This window comes from Mesorhizobium marinum (assembly GCF_040813675.1).
GTDB lineage: Bacteria > Pseudomonadota > Alphaproteobacteria > Rhizobiales > Rhizobiaceae > Mesorhizobium_K > Mesorhizobium_K marinum.
Genome location: NZ_JBFOCI010000002.1, coordinates 137501 through 163415, shown reverse-complemented (window position 1 = coordinate 163415; position 25915 = coordinate 137501). Strand labels below are relative to the sequence as shown.

General features: G+C 67.9%; 25 protein-coding genes (1 of these 25 only partly in view). 21 read left to right on the top strand and 4 right to left on the bottom strand.

Features of this window, described 5'->3' with window-relative positions:
• Positions 1 to 117 precede the first annotated feature (117 nt).
• On the top strand, positions 118 to 1029 hold the full coding sequence (locus ABUE31_RS06270) for a peptidylprolyl isomerase (RefSeq protein ID WP_367722673.1): 912 nt from the start codon (positions 118 to 120) through the stop codon (positions 1027 to 1029).
• Positions 1030 to 1098: 69 nt separating this feature from the next.
• Here the strand turns inward: ABUE31_RS06270 and ABUE31_RS06265 are convergent, their stop codons facing one another.
• Positions 1099 to 2043 carry a glycosyltransferase gene (locus ABUE31_RS06265; protein WP_367722672.1) on the bottom strand — a complete coding sequence of 315 codons (945 nt, stop codon included), beginning with the start codon at positions 2041 to 2043 and terminating at the stop codon, positions 1099 to 1101.
• Between the two features lie 210 nt (positions 2044 to 2253).
• Between ABUE31_RS06265 and argJ the strand changes: the two genes are divergently transcribed.
• The 5 genes from argJ (at position 2254) to ABUE31_RS06240 (ending at position 5450) form a co-directional block, all read left to right on the top strand.
• Positions 2254 to 3495: a bifunctional glutamate N-acetyltransferase/amino-acid acetyltransferase ArgJ gene (gene argJ, locus ABUE31_RS06260; RefSeq protein ID WP_367722671.1), complete on the top strand. Its 1242-nt coding sequence runs from the start codon at positions 2254 to 2256 to the stop codon at positions 3493 to 3495.
• A 39-nt stretch (positions 3496 to 3534) separates the two neighbouring features.
• Complete coding sequence (locus ABUE31_RS06255) at positions 3535 to 4308, top strand: GNAT family N-acetyltransferase (protein WP_367723565.1); 774 nt, start codon at positions 3535 to 3537, stop codon at positions 4306 to 4308.
• 3 nt (positions 4309 to 4311) lie between these two features.
• Positions 4312 to 4725 carry a (deoxy)nucleoside triphosphate pyrophosphohydrolase gene (locus ABUE31_RS06250; protein ID WP_367722670.1) on the top strand — a complete coding sequence of 138 codons (414 nt, stop codon included), beginning with the start codon at positions 4312 to 4314 and terminating at the stop codon, positions 4723 to 4725.
• A gap of 139 nt (positions 4726 to 4864) precedes the next feature.
• Entirely contained in the window at positions 4865 to 5170 is a 306-nt protein-coding gene (locus ABUE31_RS06245) for a hypothetical protein (RefSeq protein ID WP_367722668.1), read from the top strand.
• Between the two features lie 103 nt (positions 5171 to 5273).
• The gene (locus ABUE31_RS06240) at positions 5274 to 5450 is read left to right on the top strand and encodes a Flp family type IVb pilin (protein WP_367722667.1); all 177 of its coding nucleotides are present in this window, start codon (positions 5274 to 5276) and stop codon (positions 5448 to 5450) included.
• Position 5451: 1 nt separating this feature from the next.
• Here ABUE31_RS06240 and ABUE31_RS06235 read toward each other — a convergent pair whose 3' ends face one another.
• Positions 5452 to 6336 carry a methyltransferase domain-containing protein gene (locus ABUE31_RS06235; RefSeq protein ID WP_367722666.1) on the bottom strand — a complete coding sequence of 295 codons (885 nt, stop codon included), beginning with the start codon at positions 6334 to 6336 and terminating at the stop codon, positions 5452 to 5454.
• Between the two features lie 87 nt (positions 6337 to 6423).
• Here ABUE31_RS06235 and ABUE31_RS06230 point away from each other — a divergent pair, with 87 nt between their 5' ends.
• Genes ABUE31_RS06230 through ABUE31_RS06215 form a run of 4 tightly spaced genes read left to right on the top strand, consistent with a single transcriptional unit; the run spans position 6424 to position 8834 of the window.
• Entirely contained in the window at positions 6424 to 7239 is an 816-nt protein-coding gene (locus ABUE31_RS06230) for a ComFC family protein (protein WP_367722665.1), read from the top strand.
• Positions 7240 to 7267: 28 nt separating this feature from the next.
• Complete coding sequence (gene grxC / locus ABUE31_RS06225) at positions 7268 to 7531, top strand: glutaredoxin 3 (RefSeq protein ID WP_367722664.1); 264 nt, start codon at positions 7268 to 7270, stop codon at positions 7529 to 7531.
• A 17-nt stretch (positions 7532 to 7548) separates the two neighbouring features.
• Positions 7549 to 8412: a carbon-nitrogen hydrolase family protein gene (locus ABUE31_RS06220; protein WP_367722663.1), complete on the top strand. Its 864-nt coding sequence runs from the start codon at positions 7549 to 7551 to the stop codon at positions 8410 to 8412.
• Complete coding sequence (locus ABUE31_RS06215; RefSeq protein WP_367722662.1) at positions 8409 to 8834, top strand: DUF1178 family protein; 426 nt, start codon at positions 8409 to 8411, stop codon at positions 8832 to 8834. Before ABUE31_RS06220 ends, ABUE31_RS06215 begins: the two co-directional genes overlap by 4 nt.
• A 13-nt stretch (positions 8835 to 8847) precedes the next feature.
• Here ABUE31_RS06215 and ubiG read toward each other — a convergent pair whose 3' ends face one another.
• Positions 8848 to 9594 carry a bifunctional 2-polyprenyl-6-hydroxyphenol methylase/3-demethylubiquinol 3-O-methyltransferase UbiG gene (ubiG, locus tag ABUE31_RS06210; protein ID WP_367722661.1) on the bottom strand — a complete coding sequence of 249 codons (747 nt, stop codon included), beginning with the start codon at positions 9592 to 9594 and terminating at the stop codon, positions 8848 to 8850.
• 176 nt (positions 9595 to 9770) lie between these two features.
• On the opposite strand from ubiG, the gene ABUE31_RS06205 reads away from it, so the two are divergent.
• The 11 genes from ABUE31_RS06205 (at position 9771) to ABUE31_RS06155 (ending at position 24720) form a co-directional block, all read left to right on the top strand.
• Positions 9771 to 11177 (top strand): adenylate/guanylate cyclase domain-containing protein, encoded by a 1407-nt coding sequence (locus tag ABUE31_RS06205; RefSeq protein WP_367722660.1) that lies wholly within the window; start codon positions 9771 to 9773, stop codon positions 11175 to 11177.
• A gap of 180 nt (positions 11178 to 11357) precedes the next feature.
• The gene (locus ABUE31_RS06200) at positions 11358 to 12632 is read left to right on the top strand and encodes an aspartate kinase (RefSeq protein ID WP_367722659.1); all 1275 of its coding nucleotides are present in this window, start codon (positions 11358 to 11360) and stop codon (positions 12630 to 12632) included.
• Between the two features lie 92 nt (positions 12633 to 12724).
• On the top strand, positions 12725 to 14995 hold the full coding sequence (ptsP, locus tag ABUE31_RS06195; RefSeq protein ID WP_367722658.1) for a phosphoenolpyruvate--protein phosphotransferase: 2271 nt from the start codon (positions 12725 to 12727) through the stop codon (positions 14993 to 14995).
• A 9-nt stretch (positions 14996 to 15004) separates the two neighbouring features.
• Positions 15005 to 16078 carry a peptide chain release factor 1 gene (prfA, locus tag ABUE31_RS06190; RefSeq protein WP_367722657.1) on the top strand — a complete coding sequence of 358 codons (1074 nt, stop codon included), beginning with the start codon at positions 15005 to 15007 and terminating at the stop codon, positions 16076 to 16078.
• 52 nt (positions 16079 to 16130) lie between these two features.
• Positions 16131 to 16985 carry a peptide chain release factor N(5)-glutamine methyltransferase gene (gene prmC, locus ABUE31_RS06185; RefSeq protein ID WP_367722656.1) on the top strand — a complete coding sequence of 285 codons (855 nt, stop codon included), beginning with the start codon at positions 16131 to 16133 and terminating at the stop codon, positions 16983 to 16985.
• 296 nt (positions 16986 to 17281) lie between these two features.
• A complete protein-coding gene (locus ABUE31_RS06180; RefSeq protein ID WP_437344080.1) occupies positions 17282 to 18037 on the top strand; it encodes a DUF4167 domain-containing protein in 756 nt (251 codons plus the stop codon).
• Between the two features lie 204 nt (positions 18038 to 18241).
• Positions 18242 to 20848, top strand: coding sequence for an ATP-dependent chaperone ClpB (gene clpB, locus ABUE31_RS06175; RefSeq protein ID WP_367722655.1), 2607 nt, complete (start codon positions 18242 to 18244; stop codon positions 20846 to 20848).
• A gap of 210 nt (positions 20849 to 21058) precedes the next feature.
• Entirely contained in the window at positions 21059 to 21793 is a 735-nt protein-coding gene (locus tag ABUE31_RS06170; protein ID WP_367722654.1) for a PGG domain-containing protein, read from the top strand.
• A 91-nt stretch (positions 21794 to 21884) separates the two neighbouring features.
• Entirely contained in the window at positions 21885 to 22241 is a 357-nt protein-coding gene (locus tag ABUE31_RS06165; RefSeq protein WP_367722653.1) for an MmcQ/YjbR family DNA-binding protein, read from the top strand.
• 154 nt (positions 22242 to 22395) lie between these two features.
• Positions 22396 to 23883, top strand: a complete 1488-nt coding sequence (locus tag ABUE31_RS06160) for a L,D-transpeptidase family protein (protein WP_367722652.1) — start codon at positions 22396 to 22398, stop codon at positions 23881 to 23883.
• 70 nt (positions 23884 to 23953) lie between these two features.
• Positions 23954 to 24720 (top strand): IS5 family transposase gene (locus tag ABUE31_RS06155; protein WP_367722482.1). Its coding sequence is split into 2 segments (ribosomal slippage): positions 23954 to 24278 and positions 24278 to 24720, totalling 768 coding nucleotides; the frame shifts between segments, so codons are not numbered across the junction.
• Positions 24721 to 24832: 112 nt separating this feature from the next.
• Here ABUE31_RS06155 and ABUE31_RS06150 read toward each other — a convergent pair.
• Positions 24833 to 25915, bottom strand: the 3' portion of a protein-coding gene (locus tag ABUE31_RS06150; protein WP_367722651.1) for a M23 family metallopeptidase. The gene runs 882 nt beyond the window's last position; the window shows 1083 of its 1965 coding nt (coding positions 883-1965); its start codon lies beyond the right edge, outside the window; it ends in the stop codon at positions 24833 to 24835.

Here is a 25915-nt window from a genome sequence, read left to right as displayed (position 1 = left end):
ACAGATAAGAGGGGCCTCAACCGATGTCAACGCGCGCCGCAGCGCCACTTTGCGCTGAATTCCGCCACAATCGGGCGTGTTTGAAGGTACTTCCTGAATCCCCGACCGGAGAGCTTCATGTCCTTTTCCTTCCGCCGCGCCGCGCTTGCAAAACTGGCATTGCCGCTCGGCATGATCGCGGGTCTGACGGTCCCCGTCCTCGCCCAGGACGCCGCGCCGGCCGCCCAGCCGGCCGAAACGGCCGCGCCCGATCCGGCCGCCGTCGTCGCCACCATCGAGGGCCAGCCGGTCACCGAGGCCGACCTGGCGATGGCGCTGGCGAGCGTCGACCAGCAATACGCCCAGCTGCCGCCGGAACAGCGCCGCGCCGCGGCGTTCATGGCGATCATGGAGATCCGGCTGCTTGCGGCGCGCGGCGTCGCCGAGGGCCTCGACAAGGATCCGGAGTTCCAGCGCCGCATGGCCTTCCTCCAGCAGCGCGCGCTGCACAGCGAGGTGATCGACAAGGATATCGGCCGGAAGATCACCGACGAAGAGGTGCGCGCCCGCTACGACAAGCAGATTTCCGAGGCCGAGCCCGTCAACGAGGTGAAGGCGCGCCACATCCTGGTGAAGACCAAGGAGGAGGCCGATGCGATCATCAAACAGCTCGACGGCGGCGCCAAGTTCGAGGACCTCGCGGCCCAGCACACCACCGACCCGAGCGGCAAGACCACCGGCGGCGACCTCGGCTATTTCTCGCCCGGGCAGATGGTTCCCGAGTTCGAGAAGGCCGCGTTCGCGCTCGAGGTCGGCGGCTACACCAAGGAGCCGATCCAGAGCCAGTTCGGCTGGCACGTCATCCTGGTCGAGGACAAGCGCGCCCAGCAGCCGCCGGCTTTCGACGCGGTAAAGGACCAGATCCGCAACCTGGTCTTCCGCGAGAAGTATTTCGCCCTGGTCGACCAGCTGCGCAAGGACGGCAAGGTCGATGTGACCGACCCCGCCCTGAAGACGGCCGTCGACGCCATGGACGCCGCCAACCCGTAGGCGTCGCCTGGCCCGGGCCGCGCAGCCTGTCGCCGGCGATTTCGCGCTATCGCCGGCTTCGCCCGGTTCTCAGCGATATTTGGTCGAAGCCATGAAGCCGGCGGTATCGTCAGTGGCGATTGCGCCCGCGAATTCGGGGATGCGCACAAGGAACATCATGACCCAGAACAGCGGCCAGTCGCCCGGGCGGCAGAAGTCGCGGCCCACCGCGCGGGCGGTCCTGCGGTTCTCGTTGAAGGAGGCCATCACGGCGCTCAGCGCAGCGCCGAGCCGGCCGCGTTCTGGTGCCTTGCGCAGCTTCATCTGCGCGTGCTGAAAACCCTTGTTGCGCCTGAGGTCCCAAAGGAACGGCAATCCCTCATAGGCATGGATCGACAAGGCCCGGGCGTCCAGCTCCACGACGATGCCTTCCCGGACCATCGCATGCTGCCTCAGATGGGCGCTGATGAACGGCCCCAGATGGGGTTCGTAGGGAAAGCGTTCCAGCATCGTGCGTCTGTAGAGAGCGCCGTTGTTGCTGACATGGGTGATCCGGCCGTCCGGGTCGCGGCATTCCAGGAATCCGCGGTCCAGCAGCGAAAACACGCGTTTCATCATGCTGTCGTCGCCGTAGCTGGTCCGCCCGGAAATCGCCTCCGCTTCGGGCCGCATGGCAAATGAGGAGAACAGCGTGGCAAGCCAGCCCGGCCTTGGCAGGCAATCGGCCTCGACCACGGCGACCACGTCGTGGCGGCAGTGCGCCAGGCCCGCATCCTTCAGTTGCGACGATTCCTCGCTGTCGTGCGTGACCACGATGATCGCCGCCACAGCGGCGACCTCCGCCAGGTCGGGATCTTCATCCGGCCGAAACGAACGGCCGGTCGGCAGCATCACCACGATCTCGGCCGGAATGCCCTCGGGGTCGCGACCATAGGCCTGAAGCGCCAGGCGCAGTTCGCCGTCGCCGTCTGCCGTCGCGTAGTCCGAAACGATGATCAGGCTCACCGGCAGGACCGGCGATGTGACTTCTGTCATGAAAAGTGCCCGGTTCCTGTTGCCGGAAACGATTGCTCCAAAATGATCATTTCGGCAACCCGCTTCACCGTTGGTCGGCTAGGTCCCGTCTTCCGCGACCCCTTGGCAAATTGAGACCCCGGATCGCATTTCATGCGACGCGACGCCTTGCGAAGCCCCGCGCTATCGGGCAAACGGTGCCGATCATCGCCGCCACGCGGAGGTTCTCTGTTGTCGACTGCCGTTTCCCCGCTCGCTCCGAAGAAATATCCTGAGATGCCCGCCATCGAGGGCGTGCGCATGGCGACCGCGGCGGCCGGCATCAAGTACAAGGACCGCACCGACGTCCTGGCGATGGTGTTCGACGCGGGCACGGAAGTCGCCGGCGTCTTCACCCGCTCGAAATGCCCGTCGGCGCCGGTCGACTGGTGCCGCGGCAATCTCGCCGGCGGCAAGGCGCGCCTCCTGGTCGTCAATTCGGGCAATGCGAACGCCTTCACCGGCAAGAAGGGGCGCGAGTCGACCGCCATGACCGGCAAGGCCGGCGCGGCGGCCGCGGGCTGCCGCGAAAACGAGGTTTTCCTCGCCTCCACCGGGGTGATCGGCGAGCCGCTCGACGCCAGCCGCTTCTCTCACCTGCTTGCCGGCATGGTGAAGCAGGCGACGGGCGAATTCTGGCGCGAGGCCGCCAGCGCCATCATGACCACCGACACCTTCCCGAAGGTCGCCACCGTGACCGTCAGGCTCGGCGACGTGGACGTGACCATCAACGGCATCGCCAAGGGCGCCGGCATGATCGCGCCCGACATGGCGACCATGCTGTCCTTCGTCGCCACCGACGCGCCGATCGCCGCGCCGGTCCTGCAGTCCCTGCTGTCCGGCGCCGTCGGCAAGACCTTCAACGCCATCACGGTCGACAGCGACACGTCGACCAGCGACACGCTGCTGCTGTTCGCCACCGGGGCTGCGGCGAAGCGGGGCGCGCCGCGCATCGCCGATGTGAAAGACCCCCGGCTCGCCGCTTTCAAGCGCGGGCTGGGCAAGGTCCTGAAGTCGCTGGCGCTGCAGGTCGTGCGCGACGGCGAGGGCGCCCGCAAGCAGGTCGAGGTGACGGTGACCGGCGCGAAATCGTCGCGTTCGGCCAGGAAGATCGCGCTGTCGATCGCCAACTCGCCGCTGGTCAAGACGGCGATCGCCGGCGAGGACGCCAACTGGGGCCGCGTCGTGATGGCCGTCGGCAAGTCCGGCGAACCGGCCGACCGCGACCGCCTGTCGATCTGGTTCGGCGACAACCGCCTCGCCTTCGAGGGCGAGCGCGATCCCGGCTATTCCGAGGAGGCGACCTCGCGCTACATGCAGCGCGACGAGATCAGGATCGTCGCCGACATCGGCATCGGCCGCGGAAAGGCGACGGTGTGGACGTGCGACCTGACCAAGGAATACGTCGCCATCAACGGCGACTACAGAAGCTGATGGACGGGATCGGGCCAAGTGTCGGGCGGCGCTGACGCGATGCCGGGCCAGCGCGCCGGGGCCGGCCTGTCGACCGTGCGCCAGTTCGAGGCGGCGGGGTTCCGCGCCTGGCCGGCGGCGGCCGTCCACTACGACGGCACCTGGGTCGTGCGCCTGACGGCCGGCCACCCGGCCAAGCGGCTGAACTCGGTCAATCCGCTCGACCCGCGCGACGTTCACGACCTGCCTGAGCGCGTCATGCGCGCGGGCCGGCGCTTCGAGGCCTACGGCCGGCCGCTGACGTTTCGCATGTCGCCGCTGGCAGGCGCCCCGCTCGAGCGCCACCTCGAGGGCGAGGGGTGGATCCGCTTCGGCGATTCCTTGGTCATGCAGGCTGATCTCGACAATGCGGCGGTGAATGGCGCGATGGACCAGATTCCGCTGAAGGACATGGGCCGCTTCGTCACCGCCACGATGACGACGCACGCCACCGACGCAACGCTCAGGGCGGGGCTTTCGGAGATCATCGGCGCGATCCAGCCTGAGGTCGGCCTGTTTGCGCTGGAGCGCGGCGACGAGCCGCTGACGACCGCGATCTGCGTGCACGAGGGCGATCTTGCCGGGCTGTTCGAGGTCGCCACCGCCGAGGCCGAGCGCGGCAAGGGCCACGGCCGAAGGCTCGTCCTGTCGGCGCTGAAATGGGCGAGGCTGCGGGGCGCCCGGCGAGCCTGGCTGCAGGTCGAGGCGGACAATCCCGCCGCCCTCAGGCTCTATCGCGGGCTCGGCTTCACCGAACTCTACAGCTACCACTACCGCCGCAGGCCGGAGGGCTGAGGGGTGACAGCCGACGCCAGGAGGCTCCTGCTCGTCGCGGCCGTCGCCCTGGTTGACGCGGACGGCCGCGTGCTGCTCGCACAGCGTCCCGAGGGCAAGGCGCTGGCCGGGTTGTGGGAGTTCCCGGGCGGCAAGGTGGAATCAGGCGAAACGCCCGAACAGACGATCGTTCGCGAGCTCCGCGAAGAGATCGGCGTGGAAACCAAGGTCGATTGCCTGGCTCCCCTGACTTTCGCCAGCCATACCTATGACGACTTCCACCTGCTGATGCCGCTGTTCGTCTGCCGCAGGTTCTGGGGCGTGCCGCAGCCGCTCGAGGGCCAGGCGCTGAAGTGGGTGCGGCCGATTCAGATGCGCGACTATCCGATGCCGCCGGCCGACCTGCCGCTGGTCCCGCACCTCATCGACCTGCTGTAGGTCGCCGTTTGGCCGCCTGCCGCCGCGGAAGCTGGCATCTGCATTAATCAACCGTTTAGCGATCTGTGAAAAATTGAACCATCGACCGGCCGCGCTCCTGGCCGGATTTCACCGACCGTGGCGCTTGGGAATGGTCGACATGCAGCAGGAAGACGACTGGAATGCCATTCGCGGGCCGAAAGCGCCCGTGCTCGGCGCGGCCGGTATGGGCATGCTGCGCGTCGCGTTGCTGTTCGGCTCCGGCGCTGTCGCCCTGGCGCTGATCCTTGCGCCCGTTGCGGAGCGCTACGCAAGGTCACCGCTCGCCGCTCTCGGCGCAATCGACCATACCACCACCGGCTCGATCGGCCTGCGCGACGTCTACACGATCCGCAAGAGCGTGCTGCAGAGGCCCGGTGCGAGCTGCATCATCCGCTCGGACGGGCGGCGCAGCGGCGATTGCTGATCCCGGCCTTTTCGGGTCCCGCGCTTAAGCTTTCTTAACGCTGCGTCGTTAACCTTTCTTAAGGGGTCAGCGATACCCTGCGGGCCGAATAGGGAAGGACGTCATGCGATTGATCCAGCGATTCCTGGCCGACAAAGGCGGCGCGACCGCCATCGAGTACGGCCTTATCGTGGCGCTGCTGTCTCTGGTCGTCGTCGCCGGAATCGGAGCGGTCGGCGATGGCGTCAAGGACATGTTCGCCAATCAGGACCGCGAGATACAAAAGGCATTCAACCGGTAGGTCAGCCTGCTCCCCGGTCGCCCAGCACCTTTGCCAGCGACACCTCCGCCGATCCACGCCGCAGCGGCTTCCGTTGCGAGGCGTCAGGCGCCCAGCCCGACATCCATATGATCGAGAACGTCGCCCGGATGCGGCCGTCCGGGTCGGAGAAGCGTTCGGCATAGATCTGCGCCGCGCGCGCGAAAAATGCCCGCGTCTGGGGCCGGCGCGAGCGTCCCGACAGCGTGTTTGCCGCGCCCATGGCGCGCAGGTCGGCCATCAGGTCGAACATCGTGGCGTAGCGCACCGTCGTTGTCTCGACGTCGGTGACCGGCAGGGCGAAGCCCGCGCGCTGCAGCAGGGCGCCCGCATCCCTGACGTCGGCGAAGGGCAAGACGCGCGGACTTGCCCCGCCCGACAGTTCAGCCTCGGCCGCAAGCAGGCTCTCGCGCAGTTCGGCAAGCGTGCCGGCCCCCGCCATCGCCCCCAGGAAGAGGCCGTCCGGCATCAGCGCGCGGCGGATCTGCACGAGCATGCCGGGAATGTCGTTTTCGTCCTGCAGCGACAGGAGCGATGCCGCGAGGTCGATGCTCGCCGGCTCGAACGGCAGGTGCCCGGCCTCGGCGACCACGCCCGGCGCGCCGCCCAGGAAGGATGGGTCTGCTTCGACCCTCACCGTCTCGTCGGCTTTGCCGGCTGCCCGGATCGCTTCCGTCGCCGCGGCGGTCACGCAATAAAGCGCCGCCGCGCGGGAAAAGCGCCGCGATATCGTGGACAGCCGGTCGGCGAGGTCGTCGGCGGCGCGCGTCATCAGGAAGTCGGCGCCAGGCGTGGCGCGCAAAAGCGCGCGGCGCTTGCGCTCGATCGACAGGCGCGTGTCGATGATCTGTTGTGGCTCCGGCGTCACGGCATCTTCCGTTCGGGCGGCGAATTGTTCGCCGCGATGGTTGCGACTTCTGCTATCGTCGGGCGTCGACCGCAAGGGCTCTCGCCAATGTTGCTTCGCGGAACGCATTTCGCAACGCTTGCGCGTGGCGCATTGGCCGCGCCGCTCCGGTTGCTGCTGCCGCCGGTCTGCGCCGGCTGTCGCCGGCAGGTTTCGCAGCCCGGCTCGCTGTGCGGTTCGTGCTGGCCGATGCTGCGGTTCCTCGAGCGTCCCTGGTGCGCGGTGATGGGCACGCCTTTCGCACACGAGATGGGCGAGGGGTTCCTGTCGGCGGAGGCTATCGCCGACCCGCCGCCCTTTGCGCGGGCCCGCGCCGCGGTCGCCTATTCGGGCGTCGCCGGCCGCATGGTCCAGGCGCTGAAATATGCCGACCGCACCGATCTCGCGCCCTGGATGGCCCGCTGGATGGTGCGCGCCGGCGCCGAACTCGTCAGCGACGCCGATGTCGTTACGCCGGTGCCGTTGCACTGGCGCCGCTTCTTCGTGCGCCGCTTCAACCAGTCGGCGGAGCTTGCGCGCGCCGTTGCCGCACAGACGGGCAAGCCGTTCGAGCCGACGGCGATCCGCCGCGTCAAGGTGACCCGCCAGCAGGTCGGGCTCGGCCATGACGAGCGCCGTGACAATGTCCGCGCCGCCTTCCGGGTGCCGCCCGGCCAGGAAATCCGCGTGCGTGGCCGCCGGGTTCTGCTGGTCGACGATGTCTACACGACCGGCGCGACGGTCGCCTCGGCGACCCGCGCGCTGGTGAAAGGTGGCGCGATCGCGGTCGATGTGCTCACATTCGCACGGGTGCTGCCAAGCGGTGTTACGCCGGGGGACTTAAGGTCAGGGGACTTCCGGGCCGACCGGCCAGACCCTATATAGTCGGCGAAGGACAGAAGACGGAACGACCATGGTCGACGTGACTATCTATACCAGGATGATGTGCGGCTACTGCTCGGCGGCCAAGCGGCTGCTCGATCGCAAGGGCGTCGCCTATGTCGAGCATGACGCCTCCTTCTCGCCGGAGCTGCGCCAGGAGATGATCGCGCGCGCCAACGGCCGCAGCACCTTTCCGCAGATATTCGTCGGCGACCACCACGTCGGCGGCTCCGACGAGCTCCACGATCTGGAGCGTCGCGGCGGGCTCGACCCGCTTCTCGCCAAGGGCGCCTGAAACACGGGAACAGCAGCATGGGTAAGTTCAAGGCCGCCGCCGTCCAGATGCGCTCCGGCAGGGAGCCGGGCCGCAACGTCGTCGATTTCGAGGCGCTGGTGCGCGAGGCCGCCGGCAAGGGCGCGCATTACGTGCAGACGCCGGAGATGACCGGCGCCATCATCCGCGACAAGGCCGACCGCGCCGCGGCCTTTGCCCTTGAGGGCAAGGATGCCGTCGTCGCGGCGGCCAGGCGGCTTGCCGGCGATCTCGGCATCTACCTGCATGTCGGCTCGACCGGCATCCTGCGCGAGGACGGCAAGATCGCCAACCGCGCCTATCTCTTCGCGCCGGACGGCTCGCTCGCCGCGCGCTACGACAAGATCCACATGTTCGACGTCGATCTCGACAATGGCGAGAGCTGGCGCGAATCGGCAACCTACGAGGCCGGCTCGGAAGCCGCCGTCGCCGACATCGGCATCGCCAGGCTCGGCTTCGGTATCTGCTACGACGTGCGTTTCCCGCAGCTGTTCCGCGCCGAGGCGCTGGCCGGCGCCGAGGTGCTGACCGCGCCGGCCGCCTTCACCCGGCAGACCGGCCAGGCCCACTGGCACGTGCTGCAGCGGGCGCGCGCCATCGAAAACGGCGCTTTCATGGTTTCCGCCGCGCAAGGAGGGCTGCACGAGGACGGGCGCGAGACGTTCGGCCATTCGCTGATCGTCGATCCGTGGGGCAGGATCCTCGCCGAGGCCGACCATGACGAGCCCGGCGTCATCGTCGCCGAGATCGACACGGCGCTGTCGGCACAGGCGCGCCAGAAGATCCCCAATCTCAGGAATGCGCGCGAATTCGGCGTCGCGAATGTCGCCGCTCCGCCGGCCCTGCGGGGAGCAGCGTCGTGATCCGCTTTTCGCTTGTCTGCGAGAGGGACCACGAGTTCGAGGCCTGGTTCCGCAACAACGACGATTTCGACCGGCAGAAGAAGCGCGGTTTCGTCGAATGCCCGTCCTGCGGCTCGAAGAAGGTCGGCAAGGCGCTGATGGCGCCCGCCGTCTCGACCGGCCGCAAGAAGGAAAAGATCGCGCTCGCCATGAACGAGATGCAGAAGAAGGCGATGGCCGAGATGAAGGCCTTGTCCGAAAAGATCCGCGAGAACGCCGACTATGTCGGCGACAAGTTCGCCGAGGAAGCGCGCAAGATCCATTTCGGCGAGACCGACGCGCGCGGCATCTATGGCGAGGCGACGCTGGACGAGGCGAAGGGCCTTGCCGAGGACGGCGTCGGCTTCATGCCCATCCCGGTGTTTCCCGAGGATCGCAACTGAGCGGTCGCAGGCCTCAGCCGGCCTTCTGCGCCAGCAGCATGTAGTTCACGTCCATGTCCTTCGACTGCCCCCAGCGATCCGCGATCGGGTTGTAGCTGACGCCGGTGCGGTCGATCACGGTCATGCCGGTGCCGGCCAGCGCCCGGTCGAGTTCGTCGGGGCGGACCAGCCGGTCGTACTGGTGGGTGCCCTTCGGCAGCCAGCGCAGCAGGTATTCCGCGCCGATGATCGCCAGCCCGAGCGCCTTCAGCGTCCGGTTGATCGTCGCGATCACCATGATCCCGCCGGGTTTCACCATCTCGGCGCAGCGCGCGACGAACAGGTCGACGTCGGCGACATGCTCGACGACCTCCATGTTCAGCACCACGTCGAAGCGTTCGCCGGCGTCGGCCAGCGCTTCGGCCGTCGCCGCGCGGTAGTCGACCGCGACGCCCGCCTCGGCCGCGTGCAGCCGCGCCACCTCGATGTTGGTCTCCGAGGGGTCGACGCCGACGACCTCGGCGCCGAGCCGCGCCATCGGCTCGCACAGCAGCCCGCCGCCGCATCCGATGTCGAGGAAGCGCAGCCCCTCGAACGGCCGGGCCGCATGCGGGTCGCGCCCGAAATGGGCGGCTACCTTGTCGCGGATGTAGACCAGCCTGACCGGATTGAACTTGTGCAGCGGCCGGAACTTGCCGTTCGGATCCCACCATTCGGCGGCCATCGCGGAGAACCGCTCAACTTCGGCGGCGTCGATCGTCGTTCGGTTCGGTTCGGCCATGTCATGCTCCTTCGCCGTCGAAGTCGTGCGCTAAGGTAACAAAGTCAAGGCCGGATCGAACAGGTGGCAGGAGGAGCGCGCGGGCATCGCGATTGTGATGGCGGTCCCGGAGGCCGGGAGTATAATGCGCCGACGGCCCCGCCCGGATGCTCATCGCGGCGCACGGGAGAACACACATGAGTGACGCCCAGGATCTGTTTGCGCTGTTGCGGCAATCCGCCGACGGCGCGGTGGTCGACGCCATCGAGCGGCTTGTCGCAGGCGGGCAGGACTACCAGCTCTGCCGCATCAACCCGCTGTCCTTCGCGGCCGCCAACGGGCTCGACGAGGAAGCGACGATCGCCGGCTTCCTGCACGGCACGCGCCTCGGCATGTTCGACATCGCCTGGAACGTGCTGTGTCCGGGCTGCGGCGGCGTGCTCGACACCAACGCGACGCTCAAGACCCTGCAGAAGCAGGAATATTCCTGCGCGCTCTGCGCCGGGTCCTACGAGCCGACGCTGGACGAGATGGTCGACGTCACCTTCACCGTCAGCCCGCGCCTGCGCCGCATCGGCGCGCACAATCCCGACGACCTTCCGCTCAAGGAATACTACCGGCAGCTCTACTGGGGGTCCGGCATCGAGTTGCCGGAGAACTATGACGAGACGGTCGACGCCTTCACCGTCGACCATATCGAGCTGGCGCCCGGCGAAAAGGGCGTGCTGGCGGTGCAGCTGCCGCCGGAATTCGTCATCATCTTCGAGCCGATCACCCACACGGCGCAGTTCATCGACGTCAAGGGAGAGCCGACCCGCGAGCGCCAGACGCTGTCGCTCGTCTTCGACCGCGAGCATGCGCACGGCAAGACGACCGAGATGCAGCCGGGGCCGCTGCGCATCGCGCTCGAGAACCGCACCGGGGGGCGCGTGCTGCCCAGCGTCTGCATCGCCGGCGAGACGCTGCACCAGATGCTGAGCCGCCGCCGGCCGTTCCTGACCGCCAAGCGGCTGCTCTCCAACCAGACTTTCCGCGACGTCTACCGGACCGACACGCTGGACGTCGACCAGCGGCTCAAGATCACCAGCCTGACCTTCCTGTTCACCGACCTGCGCGGCTCGACCGAGCTCTACGAGCGGGTCGGCGACCTCGTCGCCTTCGACCTCGTCCGGGCGCATTTCCAGGTGCTGCACGAGATCGTCGCTTCCGAGGCGGGCGCCGTCGTCAAGACGATCGGCGACGCCGTCATGGCGACCTTCCCGACGCCCGACCGCGCGGTGTCGGCGGCGCTGCGCATGCGCGAGGCGATGCGCGACCTCAACAACCAGAGCGGCAGGGAGGACCTGCTTCTCAAGATCGGCGTGCACGAGGGGCCCTGCATCGCGGTCACCCTCAACGAGCGTCAGGACTATTTCGGCCAGACCGTCAACATCGCCTCGCGGGTCCAGGGGCTGGCCGATTCGCAGTCCATCTTCGCCACTGGAGCGGTCGTCGACGACAACAGGACGGTCGACCTCCTGAAGGGCAGGGCGCTGACCCCGCAGTCGCACAACGTCTCGCTCAGGGGCATCGAGCGCGAGGTCAGGGTCTACGCCATTCCCTGAGGGCGAAGCTGCCCCGCGCGCCTTCGCTCTTGCCCCCGCCCGCTGCGCCCCGGCGGGGGAGAGCGGCCTTGCTAGAACACCGTCGATTGGATATGGAGGCCGCGCAAGTCCGCGGTCCGCTCCGTTCCGCGTCAATTCCAGCAATTCCCGGTTTCGACCCGGCACAGACATCCGGCTCCCATGGCTCGCATCGTGATGAAATTCGGAGGGACCTCCGTGGCCGATATCGGCCGCATCCGGAACGTCGCCCGCCATGTCAAACGCGAGGTCGACGCCGGCCACGAGGTTGCCGTCGTGGTCTCCGCCATGGCCGGCAAGACCAACGAACTCGTCGGCTGGGTGCACGAGGCGTCGAAGGCGGAAGGCTCTAACGTCAACATCTATGACGCGCGCGAATACGATGCCGTGGTGGCGTCTGGCGAGCAGGTGACGTCGGGGCTGCTTGCGCTCGTGCTGCAGTCGATCGGCGTCGACGCGCGCTCCTGGCACGGCTGGCAGATCCCGATCCGCACCGACAACGCGCATGGCGCCGCCCGCATCCTCGACATCGACGGGACCGAACTGGTCCGGCGCTTCGGCCTCGGCCAGGTCGCGGTCATCGCCGGTTTCCAGGGGATCGGCCCCGACAACCGCGTCGCGACGCTCGGTCGCGGCGGCTCCGACACCAGCGCCGTCGCCATCGCCGCGGCGGTCAAGGCGGATCGCTGCGACATCTATACGGACGTCGACGGGGTCTATACCACCGACCCGCGTATCGAGCCCAAGGCGCGGCGCATGGCCAGGATTTCCTTCGAGGAAATGCTCGAGATGGCGTCGCTCGGAGCCAAGGTGCTGCAGGTCCGCTCGGTCGAACTGGCCATGGTGCACAAGGTGCGCACGTTCGTGCGCTCCTCCTTCGAAGACCCGGACGCGCCGGGGATGGGCGATTTCTTGAACCCGCCCGGCACCCTTATTTGCGATGAGGATGAAATCGTGGAACAGCAGGTCGTCACCGGTATCGCCTATGCCAAGGACGAAGCGCAGATCTCGCTGAGGCGCGTGGCCGACCGGCCCGGCGTCGCCGGCGGCATCTTCGGCCCCCTGGCCGAGGCGAACATCAATGTCGACATGATCGTCCAGAACATCTCCGAGGACGGCAAGTCGACGGACATGACCTTCACCGTCCCGTCGGGCGACGTCGCCAAGGCGCTGGCGGTGCTCGACCGGGTCAGGCAGACGGTCGGCTTCGACGTCGTCCAGCACGACGAGGGCATGTCCAAGATATCGGTGATCGGCATCGGCATGCGCAGCCACGCCGGCGTCGCCGCCACCGCCTTCAAGGCGCTTGCGGAGAAATCGATCAACATCCGGGCGATCACCACGTCCGAGATCAAGATCTCCATCCTCATCGATGGTCCCTACACCGAACTTGCCGTCAGGACTTTGCATTCGGTGTACGGTCTGGATAAGCAGTAGCTGATCCGAGTAATCTGGAGTTCGCCGACTTCCGATGACGGAAGTTTCGGATTCGGGCGCGTGTTGCGCCCGTGCCCTGGGAGAGCCGCCTGATGCGTGACATGGCCGCGGGCCCGCGCGTTCTGTTGAAACGGCTCCGCGAGCTGATGGCGGAGGCGCTCGAGCCGCAGGCGCGGCTCGATCGCATCGTGCACGACATCGCCCAGAACATGGTGGCGGAAGTCTGCTCGCTCTACGTGCTCCGGGCCGATTCGGTGCTCGAGCTCTACGCCACCGAAGGTCTCAACCCGGGCTCGGTCCACCTGGCGCAGCTGAAGCTCGGCGAAGGCCTTGTCGGCACCATCGCGGCGTCGGCCCGCGCCCTCAACCTGTCGGATGCGCAGCACCACCCGGCCTTCGCCTACCTGCCGGAGACGGGCGAGGAGATCTATTCCTCCTTCCTTGGCGTGCCGGTTCTCAGGGCGGGGCGCACGCTTGGCGTGCTCGTCGTGCAGAACCGGACCCAGCGCCAGTACCGCGACGACGAGGTCGAGGCGCTCGAAACCGCCGCCATGGTGATCGCCGAGATGATCGCGGCCGGCGAACTTGCCCGTCTCACGCGGCCAGGCCTGGAGCTCGATCTCCGGCGGTCCGTCAGCTTCACCGGCATCGCATTCAACGACGGCATCGGGCTCGGCCATGTCGTCCTGCACGAGCCGAGGATCGTCGTCACCAACCTGTTCAACGAGGACAGCGACGAGGAAATGCGCCGCCTCGAGCAGGCGCTGGGGTCGCTGCGGCTGTCCATCGACGACATGCTGTCGCGCCGCGACGTCGCCTTCGAGGGTGAGCACCGGGCCGTCCTCGAGGCCTATCGCATGTTCGCCAACGACCAGGGCTGGGTGCGCCGCCTCGACGAGGCGGTCCGCAACGGACTGACGGCGGAAGCGGCGGTCGAGAAGGTCCAGAGCGACATGCGCGCGCGCATGATGCACATGACCGATCCGTACCTGCGTGAACGGATGAGCGATTTCGACGATCTCGCCAACCGGCTCCTGCGCATGCTGCTCGGGCGCAGCCCCGACGACGTCGCCGCCGCCCTGCCGAAGGACGCCATCATCGTCGCGCGCTCGATGGGTGCGGCCGAACTGCTCGACTACCCGCGCGAGAAGCTGCGCGGGCTGGTGCTTGAGGACGGCACCGTGACCAGCCACGTGGTCATCGTGGCGCGCGCCATCGGCATTCCCGTCGTCGGCCAGGTCAAGGGCGCGGTGTCGATGTCGGAAAACGGCGACGCCATCATCGTCGATGGCGACGAGGGGACGATCCAGCTTCGCCCGCAGCCGGAATTCGAGTCGGCCTACGCCGAGAAGGTGCGTTTCCGCGCCCGCCGCCAGGAGCTCTACCGGGAACTGCGCAAGAAGCCCTCGGAGAGCAAGGACGGCGTGCATGTCGACCTGATGATGAATGCCGGGCTGGTGGTCGATCTGCCGCAACTCGCCGAATCGGGCGCGGCCGGAATCGGTCTGTTCCGCACCGAGCTGCAATTCATGGTGGCCGCGGCGTTCCCGCGCGCCGAGGCGCAGGAGGCGCTCTACCGCGACGTGCTCGACATCGCGCGCGACAAGCCCGTGACCTTCCGTACCATCGACATCGGCGGCGACAAGGTGCTGCCCTATTTCAAGAACGCCGCGGCCGAGGAAAATCCGGCGCTCGGCTGGCGTGCGATCCGCCTGACGCTCGACCGTCCCGGCCTGCTGCGCACGCAGATCCGCGCCCTGCTCAAGGCGGCCGGCGGACGCGAGCTGCGCGTCATGCTGCCGATGGTCACCGTGCTGTCCGAGATCGCACAGGCGCGCGAGATCATCGACAAGGAGGTTCGCCACCTGTCGCGCTTCGCGCATCTGCTGCCGACCAGCCTGAAGCTCGGCGCCATGGTCGAGGTGCCGTCGCTGTTGTGGCAGCTCGACGAACTGATGAAGGCGGTCGACTTCGTCTCTGTCGGCTCCAACGACCTGTTCCAGTTCATCATGGCCACCGATCGCGGCAACACGCAGCTTGCCGACCGCTTCGATCCGCTGTCGACGCCCTTCCTGCGCGCCCTGAAGTCGGTTGCCGACGCTGGAGCGCGCAACCACACGCCGGTCACCCTGTGCGGCGAACTCGCCGGAAAGCCGATCTCGGCGATGGCCCTGATCGGCCTCGGCTACAGGTCGATCTCCATGTCGGCGGCGTCGATCGGCCCGGTCAAGGCGATGCTGGCCGAGCTGCCGGTCGGCGAACTCGAGACGTTCTTCGAGGAGAACCTGGCGGGCCAGGCCGCCGGCCTTCCGATGCGCGCCCTGCTGCAGGCCTTCGCCGACGACCGCGGCATCCCGCTCTGAAGTGTGCCCATGATTTCTCTCCCCCGCGACCGGATGAACCAGCTCGTCAAGCGCTTCGACATGCTCGAAGCCAGGATGGCCGCCGGTCCCGACGCCGACGCCTATGTGAAGCTGGCCTCTGAATATTCGGAGCTGCAGGACATCGCGACCAGGGTCCGCGAGCTCTTCAAGGCGGAGGCGGAATTCTCCGACCTCGAAGCGATGCTCGCCGACAAGGGCACCGACGCCGAGATGCGAGCGCTCGCCGAGGCCGACCTTCCCGGCGTCGAGGAGCGGATCGACGACCTGAAGCGGGACATCCAGATTCTCCTGCTGCCGAAGGATGCCGCCGACAACAAGAACGCGATCCTCGAGATCAGGGCCGGCACCGGCGGCGACGAGGCGGCGCTTTTCGCCGGCGACCTCTTTCGCATGTACGAGCGCTACGTCGCCGACCATGGCTGGCGCATGGAGGTCGTCTCGGCGAGCGAGGGCGACGCCGGCGGCTACAAGGAAATCATCGCCAGTGTGTCCGGCAAGGGCGTGTTCGCCCGGCTGAAGTTCGAATCGGGCGTGCATCGCGTGCAGCGCGTGCCGGCCACCGAGGCATCGGGGCGCATCCACACCTCGGCCGCGACCGTCGCCGTGCTGCCGGAGGCCGAGGAGGTCGACATCGAGATACGCGCCGAAGACATCCGCATCGACACGATGCGCGCGTCGGGGTCCGGCGGCCAGCACGTCAACACGACCGACTCGGCGGTTCGCATCACCCACCTGCCGACCGGCATCATGGTGGTGCAGGCGGAGAAGTCGCAGCACCAGAACCGCGCGCGCGCCATGCAGATCCTCCGCGCCCGCCTGTTCGACATGGAGCGCTCCCGGGCCGACGAGGAACGGTCCGAATCGCGCAAGCTGCAGGTCGGTTCCGGCGACCGTTCGGAGCGCATCCGCACCTACAATTTCCCGCAGGGCCGCGTCACCGACCACCGCATCAACCTTACCCTCTACAAGCTCGACCGGGTGATGATGGGCGAACTCGACGAACTGATCGACGCGCTGATCACCGACCACCAGTCGAAGCTGCTGGCGGCCGAGAGCGCGTAGTCGCGATGGGTGCCAGGCGGCAACATAGAGCGCCGGCCGCTCCTCGACGCCAGTGAAGCTCTCCGTTCTACTCGGCGAATCACGCGCTTCCCTCGCGGAAGCCGGAATCGACGACGCGGCGCTCGACGCACGCGTCATCGTCGAGCACTTTTCCGGCACCAGCAGGACCGATGCGATCGGCAGGCCCGACATGGCGATCGATCCCCGGGCGGTCGCCGCGACGCGCGACGCCATTGCCCGCCGGGCGGCCGGCGAGCCGGTCCACCGCATCCTCGGCTTTCGCGAGTTCTACGGCCTGAAACTTTTCCTGTCGGCCGAGACGCTGGAGCCGCGCCCGGACACAGAAACGCTGGTCGACGCCGTCCTGCCGTGGCTGCGCCGGCGCGTCGCGGCGGGCGGCGCCTGCCGCCTCCTCGATCTCGGCACCGGCACCGGCGCGATCGCCCTGGCGCTGCTCGCCGAGGTGCCGCAGGCGACCGCCGTCGGCGTCGACCTGTCTGCCGACGCGCTTGCCACCGCCGGCCGCAACGCCTTGGAAAACGGGCTTTCGGAGCGGTTTTCGGCAATCCGCTCCAACTGGTTCGAGGCAGTTTCCGGCCGGTTCGATGCAATCGTCTCCAACCCGCCCTACATAGAAAGCCGGGAGATCGCGACCCTGCAGCGGGAAGTCAGGGAATTCGATCCGGCGCGCGCGCTCGACGGCGGGCCGGACGGGCTCGACGCCTACAGGACGATCGCCGCGCAGGCGGCGGCGCATCTGGAGCCCGACGGGCTCGTCGCGGTCGAGATCGGGCACGCGCAGAAGCGCGACGTGACGCATCTGTTCGAGCGTTCCGGCTTTCGGCTGGTCGAGGCGAGGAGCGACCTCGCGGGGCGCGACAGGGTGCTGGTTTTCGGGCGGAATTGACGCATTTCCGCCGCACAAAAACCGCTTGGCAAGCATGTCGAATGCCGCTAGGGTTCCGATAACCGGATGAGACGAAGCAGGCAGTGCTGTCACCGACCGGGTTCTCCAAAGGAATGCTCTGCCTTCTTGCGAAAACGACGCCTTAGCTTCGTGCGGGGATCGTCCGGCAGTTAACACGTAACTGGAACGGGAAACGTGGCGCCGACGCAAACGCGGGCGAGCACCGTTAGGACAACATGGAACGGCGGGCATTTCCTGCGCCCCGTATCCGTCGCTTACTCAACCAAGAGAGTCTTATGAGGCCACAACAGCAGAACAGGCGCATGCGCGGCCGCAACGGCGGCGGCGGTAATAACAACCAGAACCGCAAGGGCCCCAACCCCTTGACGCGCAACTACGAGAGCAACGGGCCGGACGTGAAGATCCGCGGTTCCGCCCAGCAGATCGCCGAAAAGTATGCGCAGCTGGCCCGCGACGCCCAGAGCTCCGGCGACCGGGTGATGGCCGAGAACTATCTGCAGCACGCCGAGCACTACAATCGCATCATCGCGGCCGCCCAGGCGCAGATGCCGATCCAGAACGTGCAGAACCAGCGCGACGCGTCGGACGACGATGGCGACGACGAGCGCGACGAGTTCGACCACGTCGTGACCGGCCAGAACCAGGGCAACGCCGCGCAGCCGGCGCCGTCGGGCAACCGCCAGGAAGCCGCCGCGCCGGGCAACGAGGCCGAGGTCGACCAGGCCTCCGGTCCGCAGCCGGTGATCGAGGGCGTGCCGGCCGAGGTCGCGCTCAACCCGGAAGCGGCCGGCGAAGGCAACGGCGCGCGCGAGCGCGCGGTCAACGGCCATGGCGAAGGCCGCCGCAGCCGGCGTCCGCGCCGCGGCGAGCGCAGCCGTCCCGACACCGAGGGCGGCGATGCCGACGAGGCGTCCGCCGAGCAGGGTCTGGCCGCCACGCTGTCGCGCGGCGCGGCGCCGTCGGCGCCCCAGGAGCCTGCCGCCGAGGCGAAGGGCGAGGGCGATCCCGAGCTCGCCGACACCGGAAGCTGAACGCAGTTTCGCGAAGCATCGCATGAGGGCGGCGGGCTCAATCCCGCCGCCCTTTTTTGTTGCCCGCCGCGCCGGATGCTTCTTGAGCGAAAACCGGCGCATACCCATATCCGTTTCCATTAGGGCCCTGCTCGCATGAGGGGGTCCGTCAACTTTGCCTGACCGGCGCCGCGAAGCGGGCCGCAGACGGATAGGAGACAGGATATGAATATTGAGAAGTACTCGGAGAGGGTGCGCGGGTTCATCCAGTCGGCGCAGACCATGGCGCTCTCCCGCAACCACCAGCAGTTCACCCCCGAACATCTGCTGAAGGTCCTCGTCGACGACGAGGAAGGGCTCGCCGCCTCGCTCATCGCGCGCGCCGGCGGCGACGCGAAGTCCGTGCAGATGGGCGTCGAGGCGGCGCTGAACGCGCTGCCGAAGGTCGAGGGCGGCAACGGCCAGCTCTATATGGCGCAGCCGCTGGCCAAGGTGTTCACCACCGCCGAGGAGATGGCGAAGAAGGCCGGCGATTCGTTCGTCACGGTCGAGCGCCTGCTTACCGCGCTCGCCGTCGAGAAGTCGGCGAAGACCGCCGACATCCTGTCGAAGGCCGGCGTCACCGCGCAGTCGCTCAACCAGGCGATCAACGATCTGCGCAAGGGCCGCACGGCCGACAGCGCATCCGCCGAACAGGGCTACGACGCGCTGAAGAAATATGCGCGCGACCTCACCGCCGACGCGCGGTCCGGCAAGCTCGACCCGGTCATCGGCCGGGACGACGAGATCCGCCGCACCATCCAGGTTCTGTCGCGCCGCACCAAGAACAACCCGGTGCTGATCGGCGAGCCCGGCGTCGGCAAGACCGCAATCGCCGAGGGCCTGGCGCTCCGGATCGTCAACGGCGACGTGCCGGAATCGCTGAAGGACAAGCAACTGATGGCGCTCGACATGGGCGCGCTCATCGCCGGCGCGAAGTATCGCGGCGAGTTCGAGGAGCGCCTGAAGGCGGTGCTTGCGGAAGTCACAGCGGCCGCCGGCGGCGTCATCCTGTTCATCGACGAGATGCACACGCTGGTCGGCGCCGGCAAGGCGGACGGTGCGATGGACGCGTCGAACCTCCTGAAGCCCGCGCTCGCCCGCGGCGAGCTGCACTGCGTCGGCGCGACCACGCTCGACGAATACCGCAAGCATGTCGAGAAGGACGCGGCGCTCGCCCGCCGCTTCCAGCCGGTCTTCGTCGAGGAGCCGACAGTGGAAGACACCATCTCCATCCTGCGCGGCCTGAAGGAGAAGTACGAGCAGCACCATAAGGTGCGTATCTCCGATTCCGCGCTGGTCTCGGCCGCCTCGCTGTCGAACCGCTACATCACCGACCGCTTCCTGCCCGACAAGGCGATCGACCTGGTCGACGAGGCCGCGTCGCGGCTGAGGATGCAGGTCGATTCCAAGCCCGAGGCGCTGGACGAGATCGACCGCCGCATCATGCAGCTGAAGATCGAGGCCGAGGCGCTGAAGCTCGAGAAGGACGACGCCTCGAAGGACCGGCTGGTGCGCATCGAGAAGGAACTCGCCGGCCTCGAGGAGGAATCCGACGCGCTGACCGCCAAGTGGCAGGCCGAGAAGCAGAAGCTCGGCCTTGCGGCCGACCTCAAGGGCCAGCTCGACGAAGCCCGCAACGAACTCGCCATCGCCCAGCGCAAGGGCGAGTTCCAGCGCGCCGGCGAGCTTGCCTACGGCCGCATCCCCGAGCTGGAGAAGAAGCTCGCCGAGGCCGAGGCGCAGGACGACAAGGGCGGCATGGTCGAGGAGACCGTGACGCCGGATCACGTCGCGCACATCGTGTCGCGCTGGACCGGGATCCCGGTCGACAAGATGCTGGAAGGCGAGCGCGACAAGCTCCTGCGCATGGAAGACGAGCTGGCGAAGCGCGTCGTCGGCCAGGGCGAGGCGGTGCAGGCGGTCTCCAAGGCCGTCCGGCGCGCCCGCGCCGGCCTTCAGGATCCGAACCGGCCGATCGGCTCGTTCATGTTCCTCGGGCCGACCGGCGTCGGCAAGACCGAGCTCACCAAGGCGCTCGCCGACTTCCTGTTCGACGACGAGCATGCGCTCGTGCGCATCGACATGTCGGAGTTCATGGAGAAGCATTCGGTTGCCCGGCTGATCGGCGCGCCTCCCGGCTATGTCGGCTACGAGGAGGGCGGCGCGCTTACCGAGGCCGTCCGCCGCCGGCCCTACCAGGTCGTGCTGTTCGACGAGATCGAGAAGGCGCATCCCGATGTCTTCAACGTGCTCCTGCAGGTGCTCGACGACGGCCGCCTCACCGACGGCCAGGGCCGCACGGTCGACTTCAAGAACACGCTGATCGTGATGACCTCCAACCTCGGCTCCGAGTTCCTCGTCAATCTCGGCGAGGACCAGGATGTCGACGCCGCGCGCGGCCCGGTCATGGACGCCGTCCGTGCGCACTTCCGGCCGGAGTTCCTGAATCGCGTCGACGAGATCGTGCTGTTCCACCGGCTGCGCCGGCAGGACATGGGCAGGATCGTCGAGATCCAGCTCAAGCGGCTCGAAAAGCTCCTGGAAGAGCGCAAGATTGCGCTCGACCTCGACAAGGAGGCCGTCGACTGGCTTGCGGCCAAGGGCTACGACCCGGCCTACGGCGCGCGCCCGCTGAAGCGCGTCATGCAGAAGGAACTGCAGGACCCGCTCGCCGAGAAGATCCTGCAGGGCGACATCCGCGACAACTCGACGGTGAAGATCACGGCCGGCTCCGACCGCCTGAACTTCCGCGCGAAGCCCGCCGCGGTCGCCACCGACGAGGCGGCGTAAGGCGGCCCTTGTCGACTGGCATATCCTCTCCCCCGGTCAGGGGGAGAGGTGGCTCGGCCTGCGGGGCCGAGACGGTGAGGGGGTGCTTCTCGTCGCCGATCGCCGGGTTCCCATCCAGAATCGACATTTTTCCCGACATTTCATCCACGTCTTCCGCCCCTCCGGCATAATTTCGCCCTCCGAAACCGGGCCGAACGAAAGGAAGCGGCAATGGACCTGGCCACCGTGATCGGAAGGCACCGCGCGGCGCTGCAGGGCATCGTCGCCGCGCTCGTCGCCATGGTCGCGTTCGGCGCGGGCCGGTCCATGCCGGGCGGCGACGGGCCGGCGAGGCTGCCGCGCCATCTCCACCGCGCGGTGCTCCGGCTGCTGAGGCCGGCCGAATCGGCGGCGCGGCGGCTGGCCGTCGCGCTCGCCTGCCGTCTTGCCTGGCCGCCGCCTGTTCCGCACGCGCCGTCGTCACGCCCGGCGCCCGCCCGTGTCGCTTCCGGCGTGCTCGCCTTCCCGCTTCTCGATCCGCTGGCGCGGTGGCGTCGCCGCCGCCGCCGGACGGCGGCCGTCGCACCACCCCGCATTTCGGTGCCCGGCGTCGGCCCGCGCCCCGTCGTCCCGGCCTGGCGGCCGCCGCTGCCGGACGATCCGCTCGACGCCACGCGCCTTGGCCGGCGGCTTGCCGCGCTCGCCGGCGTGCTCGACGACCTGCCCGGGCTTGCCCGGCGCTTCCAGCGCTGGCAGGCGCGGCGCGACCGGGCGCTGGCGGCGGGCCGGTCCCACCGGGTCGGCCCGCTGCGCGGCGGCCGCCCGCCGGGTGGACGCCTGGCGCGCCACGACCCCGATGCGCATCGCGGGAGGAGCGTTCGCGACGTCGATGTGATCCTGGCCCATGCCCATGCGCTCGCCCATCATGCGCTGACGCTTCGCGCCCGCGGCCCCGATACCTCATGAGCTGCCGCCTGCCGTCGCAATTTCGGAAACAGGCTGCCCGGCAGGACGCCGGCGTGGCGACGATCCCGCATGTGTGCGAGAGAGGAGAACCATGACCCTCGACGGATACAATCGTTTCTGCGCTTCGCTGCCCGCCGCCAGCCATGTCGTCCAATGGGGCGGCGCGCATGTGTGGAAGGTCGCCGGCAAAGTGTTCGCCATCGGCGGTTGGGATGACGGCGAAGCGCTCTTCGTCACCTTCAAATGCTCGGAGATGAGCTTCGACCTTCTGAAGGAGCAGCCGGGCTGCCGTCCGGCCCCCTATCTCGCCTCGCGCGGCATGAGCTGGATCCAGCGCATGACCGACGAGAGCATGGACGACGCCGCGCTCGAGGCCTACCTCGCCGAGAGCCATCGGCTGGTCGCCGCCAGGCTGCCGAAGCGCGTCCGAATGGAGGCCGGGCTGTGAGCGCGGACGTCGGGCCGGGCCCGGAAACGCGCCATTTTCATGCCCCGTTCATGTTGCAACCGTTAATGCGGGATTGACGTTGTTCCCATGTTTGCTGCCCTCCGAGGTGGGCGCGGCGCGACGGGACGATGGAAACGGACGGAGAGATCAAACGATGCTGCGCAGGACAATCGTGCTTTCGGCGCTCCTGGCTGGCCTGGCGACGCTCGGGGCCGAAGCGGCGGTTCCGCCGGCCGGAGACGGCGCGGCCGTTCCGGCCGCTGCCCCGACCGCCAGGGGCCTGCAGCTTGCCCAGTACGGCGACGTCGAAGTCTACTACGACGAGTTCGGCCGCCGCGTCATCATCGATGCCTATACCGGCGAGGTGATCGCCGTGGAACGGCCGCGCCGGGGCGAACGCCGGCAGCGCCGCGACGAGATGCGGGCGCGCCGCGACGCCAGGCGCGGCGAGCAGGAACGCTACTACCTTGACGACCCCGAGGACATGCGCCGGCTGCGCGAGCAGAAGCTGCGCGACGCCGGCATCGTCGCCCGGCCGCCTGTCGACCGGTATGAAGATTATTCGCGCCAGGGCCTGCCGGGCGGCATCGACCGGTATCCCGAGGCGCCGCGCGGCCGCGCGATGCCGATCGAGCCGGCCCCCGACGTGATCGCGCGCGAGCCGGCGCCGGGCCCGATCGAGCGTGCGCCGCTCGACAGCCCGCAGGCCCGGCCCGAATCACCCGCGGTCGCCGAGCTTCCCTCGGCGACCGCGCCGACCATCATCGAGGGCGCGATCGATCCGTCGCTCAAGCTCGGCGCGCGCGAGGATGTCGCCGCGCTGCAGATACTGCTCGACCGGCGCGGCGCGTCGCCCGGCGTGATCGACGGGCGTTTCGGCTCGAATGTCGACAAGGCCATCGTCGCCTACCGGTCGATCACCCGCGAGAACCTTAAGTCGACCGACGCGGAGGGAATCAAGAAGGCGCTCGCCGAGAGTGGCGGCGACCCGTTCGTGAACTACACCATCACCGCAGCCGACGCCTCCGGCCCCGTCGTGGCGTCGGTGCCGGCCGACTACGGCGCCAAGGCGAAGCTGGACAAGCTCAGCTACACCTCGGTCTCGGAAATGCTCGCCGAGCGCTTCCACATGGACGAGGCCTATCTCAAGGCGCTCAACCCCAACGCCAATTTCGGCCGTGTCGGCACGATCATCCGGGTCGCCAACATCGGCAAGCCGGCCACCGGCGCGGTTGCGCGCATCGTCGCCGACAAGGGCAGGAAGCAGGTGTTTGCCTATGACGACGACAACCGGCTGGTGGTCAGCTACCCGGCCACCATCGGGTCCACGGACACGCCGTCGCCGACCGGCACGCATCTGGTCTCGCGCGTCGTGCTCGACCCCGACTACACCTACAACCCGAACGTCAACTTCAAGCAGGGCGACAACGACAAGATCCTGACCATCCCGCCCGGACCCAATGGCCCCGTCGGCTCGGTCTGGATCGCGCTCGACAAGCCGACCGACGGCGTGCACGGGACGCCCGATCCCTCCAAGATCGGCAAGACGGAAAGCCACGGCTGCGTGCGCCTCACCAACTGGGACGCGCAGGAGCTGGCCAAGATGGTCAAGGCGGGCGTGCCGGTCGAGTTCGTCGACTAGGGCGCGTACTCAATAGGCCTTGCTGATTGGTCGCGGTGTTGATTCAAGGGTTCCGGAAGGAGGCCTTGAAATGGCGCGATACGATCTGAACGAGGCGGAGTGGCGGATTGTCGAGCCGCTACTTCCTGCGGCTGGCAAGGGTAAGCGTCGGGTTGACGACCGTCGGGTGGTCAACGGCATCTTCTATGTGCTGAGGACAGGATCGCCGTGGCGTGATCTGCCGGAACGGTATGGGCCATACACGACGGTCTACAACCGCTTCAATCGTTGGGCCAAGAAGGGGGTATGGCTCGGCCTGTTCGAGGCCCTGGCGGCCCAGTCGCCGCAGTCTCTTCACCTGATCGACTCGTCGATCGTGCGGGCCCACCAGCACGCAGCCGGTGGAAAAAAGGGGGTCCGGATCACGCCATCGGCCGTTCTCGTGGCGGACTGAGCACCAAGATCCATGCCGTCGTCGATCAAGACGGACTGCCGGTCCGGTTGTTGATCACGCCTGGGCAGGCGTCAGACAAGACCGCCGTGCCAGATCTTCTGGCGGGATTGCCGCCAGCTCGGGCGCTCGTCGCCGACCGTGGCTACGACAGCCGCGCCATCATCGATCTCGTCCGCAGGGCAGGCGGTGAGGCCCATATCCCGACCCAGAGCCGCGTCAAGGCCCAACGCTCCGTCGATCACGAACTCTACAGACGCCGCAACCTGGTCGAGCGCTTCTTCTGCAAGATCAAGCAGTTCCGGCGCATCGCCACTCGCTTCGAAAAGCACGCCACGAACTTCCTCGCCGCTGTCGCACTCGCTTCGGCTAGACTCTGGATGCGTTCAGTTGAGTCCACGCCCTAGTCCGTGGGAACTGGAGCGGCCGCATGTTCCGCCCGAATCAGACCCAACAAAAAAGACGCCCGCAGGCGCCTTTTTTGTTCACGCCGGTTCGACCGGCTCCAAAATTCTTCGATCAGCCGCCGAGCTTGCCGGTGGCGCTGGCGACCTTCAGCGAATCGCCGTCCTCCTGCTTCAGCAGTTCGTCGATGCGGGTGCGCTCGCGCTTGAAGGCTTCGAGTTCCTTGCTCTTCAGCACCTTGCCGACCGGCAGGCGCACGCGCATCGGGTCGACCTTGCGCTTGTTGACGATCAGCTCGTAGTGCAGGTGCGCGCCGGTCGACAGGCCGGTCGATCCGACATACCCGATCACCTGGCCCTGGCGCACCCGGGCGCCCGGCTTGATGCCGTCGCCGATGCGGCTCTGGTGGTTGTAGGACGTCTCGTAGCCATTGGCGTGGCGGATGATCGTCTGCTTGCCGTAGCCGCCGGCCCAGCCGGCCTTCTCGACGACGCCGTTGCCGGCTGCGAGGATCGGCGATCCGGTCGGGGCCGCCCAGTCGACGCCGGTATGCATCTTCGAATAACCGAGGATCGGGTGGCGGCGGCCGCCGAAGCCCGAACGGAACTTGCCGTTGGGCAGCGGGTTGCGCAGCAGGAACTGCTTGGCGCTGCGGCCGTCCTCGTCGAAGTAGTCGTAGCTGCCGTCTTCCATCTGGAAGCGGTAGAGGTTGCGGGTGTTGCCGCCGAACGTCGCCGAGACGAACAGCAGCTCCGAATCGGCCGACACCTCGTCCTGGCCGTTGGGCTGCGAGAACAGCACCTCGATGTTGTCGGCCGGTTTCAGCCGCGACTGGAAGTCGACGTCCGACGCCAGCAGCTTGACCAGCTGCTGCGTCATGCGCTTCGACATGCCGTAGGAATAGGCGGTGCGGTAGATGCCGTCGTAGATCGACGGAAGGTTGCCGCGGGTGGCCGGCTTCGGACGGTTCTCGTCGAAGGCGGTCAGCAGTTCGGGGTTGGGCTCGGGCTCGGCCGCCGGCACGTACTGGCCGCGGTCGTCGAGCGCGATCGAGACGAGATGCGTCTGGCGGTCGTAGACGCTGGTGCGTACCACCTTGGCGATGTCGCCGTTGACCTCGAGGCCGACGCGCAGGACGGTGCCGGCCTTCAGCGCCGGCGCGTTCATCAGCTTGGCGATCGCATCGGCCATGTCGAC

Excerpts from the sequence above, each read along its gene's own strand:
- ABUE31_RS06270 (WP_367722673.1), top strand. The coding sequence starts at position 118 with ATGTCCTTTTCCTTCCGCCGCGCCGCGCTTGCAAAACTGGCATTGCCG.
- ABUE31_RS06220 (WP_367722663.1), top strand. The coding sequence starts at position 7,549 with ATGGGTAAGTTCAAGGCCGCCGCCGTCCAGATGCGCTCCGGCAGGGAG.
- ABUE31_RS06170 (WP_367722654.1), top strand. The coding sequence starts at position 21,059 with ATGGACCTGGCCACCGTGATCGGAAGGCACCGCGCGGCGCTGCAGGGC.
- prfA (WP_367722657.1), top strand. The coding sequence starts at position 15,005 with ATGATTTCTCTCCCCCGCGACCGGATGAACCAGCTCGTCAAGCGCTTC.
- ubiG (WP_367722661.1), bottom strand. The coding sequence starts at position 9,594 with ATGGCCGAACCGAACCGAACGACGATCGACGCCGCCGAAGTTGAGCGG.
- ABUE31_RS06205 (WP_367722660.1), top strand. The coding sequence starts at position 9,771 with ATGAGTGACGCCCAGGATCTGTTTGCGCTGTTGCGGCAATCCGCCGAC.
- grxC (WP_367722664.1), top strand. The coding sequence starts at position 7,268 with ATGGTCGACGTGACTATCTATACCAGGATGATGTGCGGCTACTGCTCG.
- ABUE31_RS06180 (WP_437344080.1), top strand. The coding sequence starts at position 17,282 with ATGAGGCCACAACAGCAGAACAGGCGCATGCGCGGCCGCAACGGCGGC.
- ABUE31_RS06165 (WP_367722653.1), top strand. The coding sequence starts at position 21,885 with ATGACCCTCGACGGATACAATCGTTTCTGCGCTTCGCTGCCCGCCGCC.
- ABUE31_RS06160 (WP_367722652.1), top strand. The coding sequence starts at position 22,396 with ATGCTGCGCAGGACAATCGTGCTTTCGGCGCTCCTGGCTGGCCTGGCG.
- ABUE31_RS06245 (WP_367722668.1), top strand. The coding sequence starts at position 4,865 with ATGCAGCAGGAAGACGACTGGAATGCCATTCGCGGGCCGAAAGCGCCC.
- ABUE31_RS06230 (WP_367722665.1), top strand. The coding sequence starts at position 6,424 with ATGTTGCTTCGCGGAACGCATTTCGCAACGCTTGCGCGTGGCGCATTG.
- ABUE31_RS06200 (WP_367722659.1), top strand. The coding sequence starts at position 11,358 with ATGGCTCGCATCGTGATGAAATTCGGAGGGACCTCCGTGGCCGATATC.
- ptsP (WP_367722658.1), top strand. The coding sequence starts at position 12,725 with ATGCGTGACATGGCCGCGGGCCCGCGCGTTCTGTTGAAACGGCTCCGC.
- ABUE31_RS06240 (WP_367722667.1), top strand. The coding sequence starts at position 5,274 with ATGCGATTGATCCAGCGATTCCTGGCCGACAAAGGCGGCGCGACCGCC.
- ABUE31_RS06265 (WP_367722672.1), bottom strand. The coding sequence starts at position 2,043 with ATGACAGAAGTCACATCGCCGGTCCTGCCGGTGAGCCTGATCATCGTT.
- clpB (WP_367722655.1), top strand. The coding sequence starts at position 18,242 with ATGAATATTGAGAAGTACTCGGAGAGGGTGCGCGGGTTCATCCAGTCG.
- ABUE31_RS06255 (WP_367723565.1), top strand. The coding sequence starts at position 3,535 with ATGCCGGGCCAGCGCGCCGGGGCCGGCCTGTCGACCGTGCGCCAGTTC.